Origin of the sequence: Paenibacillus sp. FSL H8-0332 (genome assembly GCF_037963835.1) — a bacterium.
Taxonomy (GTDB): Bacteria; Bacillota; Bacilli; order Paenibacillales; family Paenibacillaceae; genus Paenibacillus_AQ; species Paenibacillus_AQ rhizoplanae.
The window spans coordinates 1,629,312-1,643,961 of the sequence record NZ_CP150145.1; the positions used below are offsets into that span (position 1 = coordinate 1,629,312).

Genomic DNA, 14,650 nt, shown 5'->3' on the forward strand with positions numbered 1-14,650 from the left:
CAGGGAGGAAGAAGATGCTAAAATTACAAGGGATATCACAAGATGAGATAAAATCTTATTTGGAGACAGACTTTTACGTACCTATAACCGTTGAGTTTCCTTTAAATGATATTCCATCAAAGGAGTTATTTTATTACAGGATATTTAATAACAAATCATCTTTCATTGAAGTCAAAGTAAACAGTGAGTCAAAGAAAATATTTAGTATTACAATAGTATCTATCAACGACATTGAATATTCTTCAAAAGAACTAACAAATTTTAGTGATATACCTAAATGTATAGGGAATCCAATAATTGATATTGATGTATGGAACGATAAAAAGATTATAGACTCAAAAGATAATTTTACAGTCATGTATGGTGATAATAAACTATTCTTTCTGCTAGAACGCATCGAACAAATTACACGAAGACTAGTTTTACCAAACATTGAGTTATTACTAAATACGAGCGATGAGATTGTGGGATATATATTCTATGATATTCCGGTTGATAAAAGGAAGGACTTAGAAGAAGGGATTGTTGCTTCAACAAATACAGCCATTTTCACTACACTAAACAAGTCGGAGGGGCTATCCAATGCCGAATGAATTTATCATTAAATCAACAACACATTTAACCTATGTAATACCCGTATAAAGATTTCTCCATATCGGTTGTACGCACATCAAATGCTTTAGTTTTATTGCTTAAATAACGCTATTCCATTGCATTTAACAGGTTAATTATGGTCAGATACTACCATAATTAACCTGTTTTTTTATCTTCGTTTCCTTACGGTTTTTCCGAATTTACTCGCAACTGTACAATATGCCGCTCGGATAGGAAGGCTATTTTAAACATTGCACCTCTACTCTATTCAATGAAGAGAACGCTGTTGAATATTTTAAAAGTAAATGTAAGGTGAAAAATATTTAACTAGTTGAGTTAAAGGAGATATCGATATGCCCAAAATGATGTGTAGTTGTGGGAAGATTCTGAATCTACAAGAAATCCCAAACAAAATACAATATAACTTTATTTCGGATGTGAATTACAATAATTATCACAGAAGTATTTATTCAGAAGATTTATATCAAGAAATGAACATGTTTTTTAAATGTTCAGATTGCGGAAGGCTATGGGGATTTTGGTAAGGTTTTGTTAAAAATCCTTGTGAGTATGTCCCAGTGAAAGATTAAAGTAAGATAAAGTCTTCATTAAACCTTGATTAGCTAGTAATGCGCTGAGACTGTACGAACAGGAAGTAGTAGTTTCTCCAGACTAGGGATGAAAATGATTTTACTGATCCAATAAGAGAGTAGATCCTTAAGAAGGCAACCATATAGGAGGGCAATGAATGGAGATTTTAAGATGGTTACAAGATTGGTACGCCTCACAGTGCGATGGAGAATGGGAACATGTTGGTGGCATTAGAATTACTTCTATTGACAATCCCGGTTGGCATGTTGCAATAACTTTAGACGGGTTGGAGATGGAGAATAAACAGATGGATGTAGTTCGAATAGAGCGAACTGATGATGACTGGATTTATTGTAAAAAACAAGATGGATGTTTTACTGGTGTGGGCGGTCCGGGGAATCTTGAGGAAATACTAAAATTTTTTTATCAGTGGGCAACAATTAATACATAAGGAGTGTGAATGTAATTATTATTTATAGCATAGTAAATGAACCCATACAACTAAATGTAGATTCTCTTGAACAATCAAACTTGGATAATCTAAACCTGCATAGAGCTATACTAAATAAAGAGAATTTATGCGGAGCAAGTTTAATCGGAACCAATTTACGTGGTGCTGAGCTAAGAGAGGCAAATTTAAGTAGAACGAATTTAACAAGCGCTTTATTAATGGTGGCGATGCTTGAAAATTCTAATTTAGAGTCTTCAAACCTTACAAATGCCAAGCTAACAGGAGCTATCTTAAGTAATGTTAACTTAAATAATGCTATTTTAGTCGGAGCTGATGTATGGAAGACTGATTTTAAAGGTTCAAAATTAATGGGAGCTAATATGGTGTGCGAAAGGATACAAGATTGCCTTTTAGAAGGTGCCATGTTCGATGATAACACCGTTTGGCCATTGGGGTTTGACCCTTTGGAATACGGAGCAATTATGGTTGGAGATAAATAATCCTAAGGAATAAAGCCTTCGTGAAACCATCCCCAATATCATCCAATCAGAATTAAATACACGGAGAAATCCCCCATAACGACAACCCTACATAAGCGAAGACACCAGCCCTGCTTTCCTTTAGTGAAAATCCTTTTCTGCTGCTTGTTGCAATAGCCTAAATTCATTTCTATAGAACTCAATCAAGCCGTCCCGCTTCATCCATGCCAGCTCTCTGGATAGGGCGCTGCGGTCTACGTCCAGATATTCGGCCATCGCTTCCCGGTCAAAGGGAATTGTAAAAGTTTCGGCTCCAGCCTCACGCCTAACTCTTGTTAAATAAGTTAAAACCTTATCCCGAATAGTCGGCATGATCAGACAATCATTCCGGTCATGCAGTTCTAACGCCCGCTCGGCAATACTATCGAAAAGATTACCAAGTAATTGTTCGTGTGCCATACATAACTTTGTGCAAGGACTCAATATGTTTTGGATAGGAATAAACAGAACTTCAAGAGGTTCTATGGCCTGTACTGACATAGGGCATCTTCTTCCACGGCTGGCTGCTGTGAGAACAGCGGTATATCCACCCGGGTAATGGAGGGATACAATAATTTGTTTTCCTTTGACGTTCAATTTCGTACTTTGAGCGGTACCTTGCAATATGATGCCGACATCATCAACGAAATCGCCCTCCCGGACTACCATCTCATCTTTTGCATATTCTTTCCGTGTGGCTGACAGACATTTAAGCATTTGGGATATATCACTTAAGGAAATCCCTGAAAATAAACGTGATTGACATAGGGACTCTAAGTTATTCATAAGAGGCTTCTCGTTGCACGTGCAACATCCTTTTTATTTTTACTATACTATATTAATCATACATACACACGAAGTTTAGCTACCTTGTCTAACGTCAGAACGGAGGAAGAACAATGCAAGCGAAAGAAGATTCAATCAAAGCGAGAAACCGGCTGTTAGCCTCCAAGGTCATTAAAAACCTGCAAAACAGAAAGTTTGAGGCTTATTATTGTGATAATGCCATTGAAGCTGTAGAAAAGGCACTATCCTTGATTCCTGAGCAGTCCTCAGTATCATGGGGCGGGTCAGTCACACTTGAGGAAATCGGGCTTCTTAATCGGGTACGTCAAGGCAGCTATACAGTCACTGACCGTGATACAGCGCAGACCATGGAGGAACGTTATGATCTCATGCGCCAATCTCTTTTGTGCGACACCTATTTAACCAGCTTTAACGCTATCAGCGAAGATGGGATATTGGTCAATATCGACAGTGTGGGCAATCGGGTGGCAGCGATTACTTTTGGACCGAGAAGTGTGGTTGCTGTCGTTGGGATGAATAAGGTCTGCAAGACGGCTGAAGACGCAGTGATAAGAGCCAGAACCTATGCCGCCCCCATTAATGCAAACCGTTGTTCGGTTTCATCCAGCCCATTTTTACATTCGCCGCAAAAAACGCCCTGCCTAATCAATGGTGCTTGCGGAGATTGTAAATCAGATGATTGTATCTGTTCTTACATCGTCGAAACAAGAATGTGTAAAACAGCGGGGAGAATAAAGGTTATCCTCGTTGGCGAGTCTTTGGGATTTTGAATAAGGATTAATAGCGGCTTAAGGGTAGAAGAATCTCATCTATCCCAAGCCGCATTTTTATATTTGGGAGAAAGTGTTGTTTTGAAGTTAGACTGAATAGCAGAGACAGAATATACTGATGGGAGCAGCATTGAAAAATATTCGGAGGCAACTATTCAAATGACAACTGCGCGAAAACAACTGGAACGGACGATAGATGCAGAAGACAGAATAATCATGGCCCATTACAATGATCAAACGGTCAGAGTATACCAAGCGTATAATCACAAAATTGCAGATGAGGTATTAAGGCTTGGACAATTCGGACCTTCTTTTAGAATAGATAGAATGACTTGGATTAAGCCGTCCTTCTTGTGGATGATGTACCGGGCAGGGTGGGCGACCAAAACGGATCAGGAACGGATATTGGCGATTGATATCACCAGAGAGGGCTTCAATCATATTTTGTCACAGGTAGTCCTGTCCTCATATGATCCTGACCTATACGTTTCCCAAGAGGAATGGCATATGAAGTTACAGGATTCCCAAGTGAGATGTCAATGGGACCCTGACAGAGATATCCATGGGAACAAATTACCGGGAAGAGCCATCCAGTTAGGCTTAAGAGGCGAGATGGTGCATAATTACATTCATAAATGGATTGTAGAGATTCACGACATCACAGAGTACGTAGCCGATACCAGGGAAGCGATACAATCCGGGACGTTCAGCATGGATCTGTTGTCTAAGGAGACCCCGTATCCTGTGGAGAATTCTATTAAACGAACCTTAGGAATACTTAAGATGGGGACCACGGGGTGATTTTATTGGCATCATTTGTATTATTACTTAAAGAATTTGAAGACGAATTTAAGGTTGTTTACCGATTTGGACCAAATGACCTGGAGATGGGGAAAATTGAAAGTTACTAATGATTTGGGCAAGTTTAGAAAAGCGGTTATATGGAAAAATGAGTTACCTTCAATCCCTATTAAATTGGGCCAAGAACTTGAAATTACATTGGAACTGTCTAGACCAATAGTTTCTGAGGATAAAAAACTGGCTTTGGAATTGAAACTTCCACGGAATAGTTCATACTATGCGTTATTGGGAATAGAATTCATAGCTAATCAAACATCAAAGTTAATAATAAAAACCGTAATAGGGGATAGTTCCAACTCTATGTTCCATTCTGAATTAGAGCAGGGTAAAGAAAACATCTATTCAGGTATTCCTGCTGAATATGCTGAAATAATTCTAAATTCTGCAAAAGAAATTGCTATTGAATCAAAGTGGCTTTATTCAGGAAGAATTACATTTGCTTGTGGTGCCCACAGCGTAGTTGGTTCTAGCGAAGCAATTTTTTCCAAAGTAACTAAGGTATTGATGGTTTTATTGCAAAATGAACTAACGGCGGATACTTTTTTAAGTGACGATTCGGTCATTCTTTTAGAAATGGATAAATAATATGGTCGTTATATTAGTTATAGTTGCACAAAAGACAAGGAGAACCCATGAACATTAAAGTATTGATCGTAGAGGATGACCCGATGGTGGCGAAGTTCAACCGCCATTATCTGGAGCAGGTTCCGGGCTTTGAATATGTAGGCTGGGCTGTGACTGGGGATGAGGCGTTGATTCTGCTGGAGGAACAGCAGGTGGATCTGATTCTGCTGGATATTTATATGCCGCGTGTCAGCGGGCTGCAACTGCTCTCTACTCTGCGGGAGCAGGGGAGCAAGGTGGATATCATTGTGATCTCCGCCGCCAGTGACAATGCCAGCATCCGCAAGGCGCTGCAGAACGGGGCCGTGGATTATTTGATCAAGCCGTTTGAGTTTGCCCGCTTTCAGGCGGCCTTGTCGGCGTATCGTGAGGATTATAAGCTGATGCACAAGGAGCATCTCAGCCAGGAGCAGCTGGATAAGCTGCTGCGGCATTCGCTGGGGACAGAAGAGGAGAGGTTCGCTGCGCTGCCGCTGCCTAAGGGGCTTGCCGAAGGCACGCTGGAGAGCATCTGGAGCACGATTAACCGGCTGGAGAGCCCGGTGTTCTCCACGGAGGATATCAGCAGCCATGCGCCAATCTCGCGGATCTCGGTCCGCAAATATCTGGCTTTTCTGACGGAGGCAGGCATTCTAGAGATGGAGCTTAGCTACGGGGCGGTAGGCAGGCCGGTGTATATGTATAAGGTGAGACCTGAAGGGCATGAACTTATCCGTAAATATCTATAAGTAGCTAAGGGTGGAAGGAGCTGGAGCATGGAACTGCATGAAGCACTGAAGAAGGTTAGAAGCAGGGAAGACTTCACAGCATTCCTTGGTCTGTTGGCTAAGGATTACAGCGCGAATCCGGGTGAATGGGAGAATGGCAGTGTGGAGCTGTATCTGGAAGGAGTCCAATCCTGGGTGGAGGATATGGATGGATATTATGAGAATCTGAAGCGGCCCGCGCCGCAGAATATCGACTGGAGCTTCATCGCAGGCATACTGTATGCCGGAAAAATATACGAATGAGCAAGGGAGCCGGCCGCACAAATAAAACGGAGTCACGGTTGTCCCAAGGCTGCCCCAGGCGTTCCATGACTCCATATAGCCGTCACATTAGCTGTGAAGGTTATTAAGCTATGCCATACATAAGCGTGCGCAGAATCAATCGAAGGCCTGCTGCAGAGCCAGCGGACTGAACTCGTTAATGATTTTGTAGGCTACCAGGTGCGGGTTGTTCATGTCATTGTCATAAATAATCATGTGATGCTCGCCCTTCAAAATAATGTCGAACCGCTGCTTCCGGTCGGCCTGGACGATGGTCATGTAATAGCTGTACTTGTTGTCTGTGTTGACATTGCGGGCGGATTTCATCAGGCGGACGCCGGAGAAATCATCGTAGATCCGCTTAATCGCTTCCGGCTCGGTGAGCACAACATCCTTCTGTTCACCGGGAACAGAAGACAGGCGGGTAATTTCCAGTGCAGCGATATCTTCCAGACGGATGGTTCGGGCAACTACTCTTTTAAATGAAGTATAGCGGCTTGCGGTGTAGCTCATCAGGGAGACACCGGCTGCTGCCAGAACAGCACCGGCCAGCCAATATTTTTCGCTTTTTTCCATAGTTTCTGCTCCTCCTAGTGATACGGTTGTATAAGCTCCAATTATAAATCTATAAACACATTCAAGCAAATTCACTACCTTTATTTACTTTATCATTTCTTTAATTACTAAATATTCTTGTCAGGGCTCCTTCAGGTTATGATGATTGTGAAAATATGCACAATTACAATTGGAGGAGAACAGAATGAACAGAAAGAGATGGGGAAGTCTGCTGGGCAAAGGGTTGCTGCTGGCAAGTCTGGTGGTATTGCCTGCATGTAACAGCACCAAAGGGGAGTCTACGGACATCGTAATTATCGGCGGCGGCGGCGCGGGAATGACTGCTGCCATTGAAGCGCATAATCAGGGAGCCAAGGTTATATTGATCGAAAAAATGCCTATGCTTGGAGGCAACACCGTCCGTGCGGAAGGCGGGCTGAATGCGGCAGGAACACCTTATCAGGCAGCGGCTGGCATCAAAGACAGTCCCGAGCTGCATTTCGAGGATACCATGAAGGGCGGCAAAAACCTCAATAACCCGGAGCTGGTCAGAACGCTTACGAACGGTGCGGCGGCTTCAGTGGAGTGGCTGAAGGAGAATGGAGCCGAGCTGTCTGAAGTGGGACGCGCAGGCGGGGCAAGCGTGAACCGGATTCACCGTCCGGCAGGCGGGGAAGCGGCCGGGAATTTCATCGTAGTCGCGCTGAAGAAGAAGCTGGAGGAGTACAAGATTGATGTGCGCCTGCGGACGACGGCCGATGAGATCGTCAAGAATAAGGACGGCGTGGTTACCGGCGTGAAGGTGACGGATAAGGATGGCAAGCAGTACACGATTAGTGCGAATTCCGTTATCCTGGCGGCTGGCGGTTTTGGAGCCAATATGGACATGATCAAGGGGTACCAGCCGAAGCTGGAAGGGTTCTCTACCACTAACCATCCAGGCGCAACCGGCGATGGTACAACGATGGCAGAGAAGATCGGTGCCAAGCTAGTAGACATGAAGGAGATCCAGATTCATCCGACCACCATTCCGAATCAAGGCGTGCTGATCACGGAAGGGGTACGCGGAGACGGTGCGATTCTGGTCAATAGCGAAGGCAAACGGTTCACGAATGAACTGCTGACCCGCGATGTCGTGTCCCGGAATATTCTGGCCCAGTCCGGCAAAGTAGCTTACCTGATCTTCAATGATGAGCTGCGTGCGAACCTGAAGGCCACCGAGGTTTATTTTGGAATGGATCTGGTCAAAGAAGCGGCCACACCTGAAGAATTGGCGGCACAGATTGGTATAGATGGCAAAGCACTGGCGGATACACTGAATACGTATAATGGCTTCGTTGCTTCCGGTAAGGATACAGAGTTTGAACGGCCGGATCTTGAGCTGTCTTTTGAAAAGGGTAAATATTATGCAATTCAGGTAACACCCGGAATCCACCATACCATGGGCGGAGTAGCGATTAACACTCAGGCTCAGGTGCTGGATACCAAGGATCAGGTCATTGCCGGGCTGTATGCTGCGGGCGAAGTAACCGGCGGGGTACACGGCGCGAACCGTCTGGGCGGGAATGCACTGGCAGACATCACTACCTTCGGCCGGATTGCAGCGGATGAAGCTGTGAAGGCACTTAAGAAATAGGAATTTACAGAAGGAGGAATTACTCATGCACAAGTGGACAAAAACCTTGCTGTTCTCTGCCCTCGCGGCTGCAACAGTACTTACGGCGGGATGCTCTTCATCTTCCGGCAAGTATGTGGACGGGACGTATGATGGAACAGGCAAAGGGGTCAAGAGTGATATTAAAGTGGCGGTAGAAATCAAGGATGAGAAGATCGACGCCATTACCGTAGAGGAGCATAAGGAGACGCAGGCGATGATCGATGCGGCCGTGGAGAATACCATTCCTGAAATTATTGAAAAGCAAACCACAGAAGGCGTAGACGCCCTCTCCGGTGCTTCCGGCTCCAGCGGCGGGATTATTGAAGCGGTGACCCAGGCGCTGGAACAGGCCAAGAAGCAGTAAGCCATCATTCAATTGCTTATAAAAGAGTTGTGGTCATATAACCCGAGCAAGCCCAGCCCTCCTGTCTCCGGCAGAACGGTTGGGCTTGCTTCTTCATTGTTCCATCCCCCCGAAGCGATCCCCGGGAGTAGCTTTACAAATTCAAGTTCAACTAATATAGTTCGAATGGTATAGGAATATGGGACATGAAGGGAGGTCTTCGCACCAGTGGCCAGGAAAAAAAACTACAGTCTGCGCACAATGATCGCCGTTATGGTGTCTGCCGTTGTCCTGCTGGTATTGCTGATTTTATATTTTATTTTCCGGAATCAGATTATTCCACAGACCCGGCAGGCGCTGGAGGATAAGGCGATTACGATTGCCCGTACTATCGCCCTGATTCCGCTGGTCTCGGAGGGGCTTAGTGAAGGCAACAGCAAGGAGATTCAGGACTACACCTCAAGGATCGCCCGCCGCAATGATATTATGTTCGTGGTAGTGACAGATATGAAGGGTATCCGCTACTCCCATCCGGATGCCTCGCTGGTCGGACTGCCCTTTGCGGGAGGCGGTCAGGAGATATCGCTGCGCGGAGGGGAGAGCATCTCCGAAGGGGCAGGGCCGCTCGGCAGATCATTGCGCGGCTTCGTGCCGGTCTATAACAACCGGGGGCATCAGGTGGGTGTGGTTATTGCGGGTCTGTCTCTGGAGCGGGTCGAGCGGCTGGTCCTGCTGAATGAGTGGACGATTATTGCCATTCTGGTCTCGGGAGCCTTACTGGGAGCGGGGGGAGCATTCATTCTGGCGGCCCAGATCAAGCGGATGGTGTTCGGGATGGAGCCGGAGGACATCTCCAAGCTGCTCCAGGAACGCAGTGCGATGCTGGAATCCACGCGTGAGGGTATTATTGCCGTAGATCAGCAGGCGCGGATTACCATCCTTAATATGGAGGCGCAGCGGCTTCTGCGGGCAGCGGGGATTGGCGGGAGCGCCATGAACCGGCAGATTGCCGAGTTTTGGCCGGAGCTGGGTCTGGAGCGGGTATTGGCTGAGGGAGAGGGGATACAGGACCAGGAGCTGGAGCTGGGAGACAGCTCTTTACTGGTGAACAGCCTGCCAGTCCGGGTGAACGGTAACATCGTTGGCGCGATTGCCACCTTCCGGGATGAGACCGAGCTGGCTGTGCTGGCGGAGAAGCTGTCGGGAGTCTCTGTCTATGCAGAAGCGCTGCGCTCCGGTGCCCACGAGTTCATGAACAAGCTGCATGTCATTATGGGCATGACCCATATGGGCCTGTATGATGAGCTGCAGCAATATATTCTGGGAACGGTAAGCAATTACCAGAAGGAGATTGGGTCGATCACGAGACAGATCAAGGACCCGGTGATGGCGGGATTTCTGCTGGGGAAGCTGAGCCGGGCACGCGAAGCGGGGATGGAGCTGCTGCTGACCGGAGACAGCTATTTGCCGGAGCCGGCTGATCCGCAGGTGATTCATGAGCTGATTACGATTGCCGGAAATCTGCTGGATAATGCCCTGGAGGCGTTGGGGGAGCTCCGTGAGCAACCTGTGAAGCGGGTGGAGCTTGCTTTTCAATATGAAGAGGGGCGGCTGCTATGCGAGGTAAGCGACAACGGTCCGGGAATTCCGGCGGGCCTGGGGGAGAAGATCTTCGTTCAGGGCTACTCCTCCAAGGGTGAACAGCGGGGCATCGGCCTATATCTGGTGAAGAAAAGTGTAGACAAACTCAAGGGCCATCTTGAGCTTGCCGCCGGCTGCGGGTCGGGAGCGCATTTTATCGTGGATGTGCCATATGAGGTGAAGGAAGAGGAGGGCGTGTGAACATTTAAAGGCACACGCTGATTACTTTAGTTACAAAACTCTTTAATAACTTACGGAAGGTTCCACAAACCGCTTCTTTGACGCTATGATAATTGTGAAAATATGCACAAGGGGGCAAGACTTACATGAATAAGAGATCAACAGCGGCGCTTATCCTCGTTCTCTCCGTTATGCTTGTTATTGCAGGCTGCGGAAACAACAATGCGGGCAGCAGCAAGAATGAGAGCAAGGGAACAAACAGCGCGACCACTGAGCCTGCAGCAACGGCTGCACCTAAAGAGACAGCAGAAGCCGTGTCGGGAGCATCCGAAGCGAGCTATACTCCGTACGATCAATTAAAAGATAAATACGATATCGTCATTGTCGGTGCAGGCGGAGCAGGTATGTCTGCGGCGCTCGAAGCGAAGGCAAGCGGCATGAACCCGGTGATTCTGGAGAAGATGCCGATGGCTGGCGGGAATACAACGAAATCCTCCTCGGGGATGAATGCATCACAGACCAAGTTCCAGAAGGAGCAGGGCATCGAAGACAGCAACGAGCTGTTCTATAATGAGACGCTAAAAGGCGGCCATGACACGAACAACAAGGAATTACTTCATTTCTTCGTGGATAACTCCTCAAGTGCCATTGACTGGCTGGATTCGATTGGCATTCGCTTGAACAACATCACCATTACCGGCGGAATGAAGGAAAAGCGTACCCATCGTCCGGAGGACGGCTCGGCAGTGGGACAATATCTTGTAGCAGGACTCGTCCGCAATGTTCAGGAGCAGGGAATTCCGCTGTTCGTCAATGCGGATGTGAAGGAGCTTACGGTACAGGACGGTAAGGTGAACGGCGTGAAGGTGCTGTTCAACCAGGCCGACGACAAAACGATCAGCGCAGCAGCAGTTATCGTAACCACCGGCGGCTTCGGTGCCAACAAGGAGCTGATCTCCAAAGTCAGACCGGACCTGGAAGGTCTGGTCACCACTAACCAGATTGGCAGTACCGGCGACGGCATCGCCATGATCGAGAAAGTCGGCGGAACTACCGTAGACCTGGATCAGATTCAGGTTCACCCGACCGTGCAGCAGGAGAAATCCTACCTGATCGGTGAAGCGGTCCGGGGCGAAGGAGCTATTCTTGTATCTGCTGAAGGCAAGCGCTTCGGCAACGAGATGGATACCCGTGACAAGGTAACGGCTTCAATTAATAAGCTTTCTGAGAAATCCGCTTATCTTGTATTCGACGCCGGAGTCAAATCCCGTGTCAAGGCGGTAGATCAATACATCAAGATGGGTGTGGTCAAGACCGCAGATACCATCGAGGCACTGGCGGATCAGATGAAGGTTCCTGCCGCTGCACTTAAGACTACCGTGGATACTTGGAACGGTGCTGTGAAGAGTAAGTCGGATACCGAGTTCGGCAGAACTACCGGTATGGATAATGATCTGTCCGGTGCTCCGTATTATGCCATTCAGATCGGCCCTGGTATTCACTATACGATGGGCGGAGTGGTGATCAACACCAACACAGAAGTCTTGAACAAAGACGGCAAGGCGATTACCGGCCTGTTCGCGGCAGGAGAAGTGGTCGGCGGGCTGCACGGCGAGAACCGCATCGGCGGTAACTCGGTAGCCGAGATTATTATCTTCGGACGTCAGGCAGGAATCAAGTCGGCTGAATTTGTAAAAGCGCAATAAGCTATTATTCCATATTGTTGTTATGTAAAAGGGATGCCCCGCAGCCGTCACAGGCTGTTGCAGGCATCCCTTTTTGAAAATATAAGAATTTATATGTTTCACACGATAAATTATCCTTCTATTTCTCGCTGAAACGCTGCCGTCCTTTAAAAGGACGGCAAAGCCGTTTCCACTTGTCCTCTTGCCGTACTATACCGTTTAAGCCTCTATAGCCGGGGAGGGCGCAGGCTTCGCCGAACGGGTCAGCGAGAACAGCTCAAGCTCCGGGCGGCTTTTGCCGGACAGCGTATCTGCAAGCAGCTCGGCGGCAATCATGCTGTAGACCGTGCCGTTTCCGCCATAGCCTTCAATGAAGTAGCAATGCGGGAATTCCGGGTGCGGCCCCATATAAGGCAGTCCGTCACGGGTGGAGCCGAAAACCGCTCCCCAGGAATATTCGGCCTTGATTCCTTGAAGTTCCGGGAACAGGGCCGTAAGCTCCTCGACCAGCCGCTCACACTGGGAAAGGACCCTGACCTCACGCCGCTCCACGCTGGTAAGCTGCTCATCCTTGCCTCCGGCGATAATCCGGCCTTCCGGAGTGGTCCGGAAATACAGATAAGGCCGGGCCGTTTCCCAGAGCAGGCTCTGCTCATGCCATTTTGGAAGATGTGGCAGAGGCTCGGTCATAATAGCATAGGTGTTGATCAGCTCTGCTCCCCGGTCCTTCTTCATCTCCTGGGTCTCGTACCCCATAGCAAAGACAACCTTCTTCGCAGAAATCCGCCCCTGTCCGGTATGACAGATTACGCCGTCTGCCTTGTATTCATAATGAAGGGCTTCGGTATGCTCATAGACCCTTACCCCGCCGGAGTGCGCTTTATGAATCAGGCTGTGTACGGTGCGCAGCGGATTGGTTTCCGCATCTCCTTTAGCATACAGCGCACCTGGTTTGGAAAAGGCATAATGGGCACGGATCGTCTCCTCCTCCCAGAATTCCGAATCGAAGCCGTGCTTCACCAGATTCTCATTCTCCAGCTTCAGCATAGCTACATCTTCCGGCGTACTGGCGTACAGCAGACTGCTGCGCTCAATAATCTGCGGATCGATGTCCAGCTTGCCGGGCAGCTCAAGAATCGCACGCATGGCCTGCTGGCAGAGTTTGTAGAACAACACGCCATTCTCTTCCCCGAAAGTATTCATGCAAGCTGTCAGTGATTTGTCATTGGCGATTTGCAGCAGTCCCGTATTGGCGTGGGAGCTTCCGGTGCCGACCGTCCTTTTATCGATTAGAACCGTATCTGCTCCGGTGAGGGACATGCGGTAAGACATCATGGCTCCGCCCATCCCGCCGCCCACAATGAGACAGTCGCAGGTAATGTCTTCCGCAAGCACCGGATATACCGGAGGCTCAGGCAGTGTGTGTTCCCAGGGCAGTTGCCCGCTGACGAGTTTCATAAATCTGTTCGCTCCTTTATGTCATTCAGAGTAGTATTATTTGCACTATTGAAGAGTCTCATGCGTCAAGTCCCTAAAGATTATTCATCAAGTGTGAGCTTGCTTAATGTACCTTCCGGCACATAAACAGCCTTCCCCGGAAGCATACTAAGGAACGCTTGAACAACCAGAAGGAGGGACTACCGAACATGCAATCTAACCAAATGCAGGCACTTAGCGGAAAAGAGTTGGAATACATCACCGATTCCATTTCCAATGAGGATTTGCTGATTAAGCAGCTCGCGGCTACAGCCGGAACCACTCAGAACTCTGCCGTGCAGGGGATCTGCATCCAGCAGATTCAGAGTCATACTCACCACATGGATATGCTGGTACAGCTACTCCATCAGCATCAGCAGTACGCACCGACACAGCCGCAATAACAGGCAGAACCCACAACTTTGAAGGAGGTTTTACTGTGTACGCACAGAATGGAACACCGTTTATGGCGGATGAAGATTTACTCTACACGATTTTGGCCGATTTGAAGCGGACAGTCCGCGAGTACACCACAGCAGCTACAGAATCGAATTGTCCTGCCGTCAGACGGGTATTCAATGATTTGACGATGGATACCCTCAGAATTCAGGGTGAATTGTACATGAAGATGTCGCAAATGAACATGTACGCTGTTCCGGGTAAAGCGCTGCGCCAGGATGTGGACAAGCAGATTCAAAGTGCCCAGCAGACCCAGCAGAAGCTGCAGCAGTTCGTGCGTGAGAAAACAGGCGGGGCAGGAGCCTATAACCAGGCTTCGAATGTTTCGCAGCATCAGCCGAACGTCCAGCAGCATCACAATGGTTCCTATTATATGTAACCATGGCGCTGGCCCGGTGAAGCATTAGAGC

At 47.8% G+C, this 14,650-nt stretch carries 17 protein-coding genes; 14 read left to right on the forward strand and 3 right to left on the reverse strand.

What is annotated here, in order from left to right:
• Nucleotides 1–14 precede the first annotated feature (14 nt).
• From NST43_RS06965 to NST43_RS06975, 3 genes are all read left to right on the forward strand, one after another.
• Complete coding sequence (locus NST43_RS06965; RefSeq protein ID WP_339223345.1) at nt 15–593, forward strand: hypothetical protein; 579 nt, start codon at nt 15–17, stop codon at nt 591–593.
• Between the two features lie 749 nt (nt 594–1,342).
• Nucleotides 1,343–1,636 carry an immunity 53 family protein gene (locus NST43_RS06970; RefSeq protein ID WP_339223347.1) on the forward strand — a complete coding sequence of 98 codons (294 nt, stop codon included), beginning with the start codon at nt 1,343–1,345 and terminating at the stop codon, nt 1,634–1,636.
• A 5-nt stretch (nt 1,637–1,641) separates the two neighbouring features.
• Nucleotides 1,642–2,136, forward strand: coding sequence for a pentapeptide repeat-containing protein (locus NST43_RS06975; protein WP_339223350.1), 495 nt, complete (start codon nt 1,642–1,644; stop codon nt 2,134–2,136).
• A 120-nt stretch (nt 2,137–2,256) separates the two neighbouring features.
• Here NST43_RS06975 and NST43_RS06980 read toward each other — a convergent pair whose 3' ends face one another.
• Nucleotides 2,257–2,940, reverse strand: coding sequence for a Crp/Fnr family transcriptional regulator (locus NST43_RS06980; protein WP_339223351.1), 684 nt, complete (start codon nt 2,938–2,940; stop codon nt 2,257–2,259).
• A gap of 113 nt (nt 2,941–3,053) precedes the next feature.
• Here NST43_RS06980 and NST43_RS06985 point away from each other — a divergent pair, with 113 nt between their 5' ends.
• The 5 genes from NST43_RS06985 (at nt 3,054) to NST43_RS07005 (ending at nt 6,226) form a co-directional block, all read left to right on the forward strand.
• Entirely contained in the window at nt 3,054–3,731 is a 678-nt protein-coding gene (locus NST43_RS06985) for a lactate utilization protein (protein WP_339223352.1), read from the forward strand.
• A 159-nt stretch (nt 3,732–3,890) separates the two neighbouring features.
• Nucleotides 3,891–4,532 carry a DUF4291 domain-containing protein gene (locus NST43_RS06990; protein ID WP_339223354.1) on the forward strand — a complete coding sequence of 214 codons (642 nt, stop codon included), beginning with the start codon at nt 3,891–3,893 and terminating at the stop codon, nt 4,530–4,532.
• Between the two features lie 75 nt (nt 4,533–4,607).
• Nucleotides 4,608–5,177: a hypothetical protein gene (locus tag NST43_RS06995; protein ID WP_339223356.1), complete on the forward strand. Its 570-nt coding sequence runs from the start codon at nt 4,608–4,610 to the stop codon at nt 5,175–5,177.
• Between the two features lie 47 nt (nt 5,178–5,224).
• A complete protein-coding gene (locus tag NST43_RS07000; RefSeq protein WP_339223358.1) occupies nt 5,225–5,944 on the forward strand; it encodes a response regulator in 720 nt (239 codons plus the stop codon).
• Between the two features lie 27 nt (nt 5,945–5,971).
• Complete coding sequence (locus NST43_RS07005) at nt 5,972–6,226, forward strand: hypothetical protein (RefSeq protein ID WP_209991468.1); 255 nt, start codon at nt 5,972–5,974, stop codon at nt 6,224–6,226.
• Between the two features lie 135 nt (nt 6,227–6,361).
• Here the strand turns inward: NST43_RS07005 and NST43_RS07010 are convergent, their stop codons facing one another.
• On the reverse strand, nt 6,362–6,820 hold the full coding sequence (locus NST43_RS07010; protein WP_339223361.1) for a hypothetical protein: 459 nt from the start codon (nt 6,818–6,820) through the stop codon (nt 6,362–6,364).
• A gap of 184 nt (nt 6,821–7,004) precedes the next feature.
• On the opposite strand from NST43_RS07010, the gene NST43_RS07015 reads away from it, so the two are divergent.
• The 4 genes from NST43_RS07015 to NST43_RS07030 all read left to right on the forward strand — a co-directional run bounded on the left by NST43_RS07015 (nt 7,005) and on the right by NST43_RS07030 (nt 12,326).
• Complete coding sequence (locus NST43_RS07015) at nt 7,005–8,435, forward strand: flavocytochrome c (protein WP_339223363.1); 1,431 nt, start codon at nt 7,005–7,007, stop codon at nt 8,433–8,435.
• Between the two features lie 25 nt (nt 8,436–8,460).
• Nucleotides 8,461–8,820 (forward strand): FMN-binding protein, encoded by a 360-nt coding sequence (locus tag NST43_RS07020; protein ID WP_036696731.1) that lies wholly within the window; start codon nt 8,461–8,463, stop codon nt 8,818–8,820.
• A 207-nt stretch (nt 8,821–9,027) separates the two neighbouring features.
• Nucleotides 9,028–10,641: a DcuS/MalK family sensor histidine kinase gene (gene dcuS / locus NST43_RS07025; RefSeq protein ID WP_339223366.1), complete on the forward strand. Its 1,614-nt coding sequence runs from the start codon at nt 9,028–9,030 to the stop codon at nt 10,639–10,641.
• 125 nt (nt 10,642–10,766) lie between these two features.
• Nucleotides 10,767–12,326, forward strand: a complete 1,560-nt coding sequence (locus NST43_RS07030; RefSeq protein ID WP_339223368.1) for a flavocytochrome c — start codon at nt 10,767–10,769, stop codon at nt 12,324–12,326.
• Nucleotides 12,327–12,524: 198 nt separating this feature from the next.
• On the opposite strand, the gene NST43_RS07035 is transcribed toward NST43_RS07030, so the two are convergent.
• Nucleotides 12,525–13,763: an FAD-dependent oxidoreductase gene (locus tag NST43_RS07035; RefSeq protein WP_339223371.1), complete on the reverse strand. Its 1,239-nt coding sequence runs from the start codon at nt 13,761–13,763 to the stop codon at nt 12,525–12,527.
• A gap of 188 nt (nt 13,764–13,951) precedes the next feature.
• Between NST43_RS07035 and NST43_RS07040 the strand changes: the two genes are divergently transcribed.
• Nucleotides 13,952–14,185, forward strand: coding sequence for a hypothetical protein (locus NST43_RS07040; protein WP_339223373.1), 234 nt, complete (start codon nt 13,952–13,954; stop codon nt 14,183–14,185).
• Nucleotides 14,186–14,220: 35 nt separating this feature from the next.
• A complete protein-coding gene (locus tag NST43_RS07045) occupies nt 14,221–14,619 on the forward strand; it encodes a spore coat protein (RefSeq protein WP_339223375.1) in 399 nt (132 codons plus the stop codon).
• Nucleotides 14,620–14,650 lie beyond the last annotated feature (31 nt).

Coding starts and splice junctions, on each gene's coding strand:
- NST43_RS07005 (WP_209991468.1), top strand. CDS start 5,972: ATGGAACTGCATGAAGCACTGAAGAAGGTTAGAAGCAGGGAAGACTTC.
- NST43_RS06995 (WP_339223356.1), top strand. CDS start 4,608: ATGACCTGGAGATGGGGAAAATTGAAAGTTACTAATGATTTGGGCAAG.
- NST43_RS07040 (WP_339223373.1), top strand. CDS start 13,952: ATGCAATCTAACCAAATGCAGGCACTTAGCGGAAAAGAGTTGGAATAC.
- NST43_RS07035 (WP_339223371.1), bottom strand. CDS start 13,763: ATGAAACTCGTCAGCGGGCAACTGCCCTGGGAACACACACTGCCTGAG.
- NST43_RS06965 (WP_339223345.1), top strand. CDS start 15: ATGCTAAAATTACAAGGGATATCACAAGATGAGATAAAATCTTATTTG.
- NST43_RS06980 (WP_339223351.1), bottom strand. CDS start 2,940: ATGAATAACTTAGAGTCCCTATGTCAATCACGTTTATTTTCAGGGATT.
- NST43_RS06985 (WP_339223352.1), top strand. CDS start 3,054: ATGCAAGCGAAAGAAGATTCAATCAAAGCGAGAAACCGGCTGTTAGCC.
- NST43_RS07030 (WP_339223368.1), top strand. CDS start 10,767: ATGAATAAGAGATCAACAGCGGCGCTTATCCTCGTTCTCTCCGTTATG.
- NST43_RS06990 (WP_339223354.1), top strand. CDS start 3,891: ATGACAACTGCGCGAAAACAACTGGAACGGACGATAGATGCAGAAGAC.
- NST43_RS07015 (WP_339223363.1), top strand. CDS start 7,005: ATGAACAGAAAGAGATGGGGAAGTCTGCTGGGCAAAGGGTTGCTGCTG.
- NST43_RS07020 (WP_036696731.1), top strand. CDS start 8,461: ATGCACAAGTGGACAAAAACCTTGCTGTTCTCTGCCCTCGCGGCTGCA.
- NST43_RS06970 (WP_339223347.1), top strand. CDS start 1,343: ATGGAGATTTTAAGATGGTTACAAGATTGGTACGCCTCACAGTGCGAT.
- NST43_RS07010 (WP_339223361.1), bottom strand. CDS start 6,820: ATGGAAAAAAGCGAAAAATATTGGCTGGCCGGTGCTGTTCTGGCAGCA.
- NST43_RS07000 (WP_339223358.1), top strand. CDS start 5,225: ATGAACATTAAAGTATTGATCGTAGAGGATGACCCGATGGTGGCGAAG.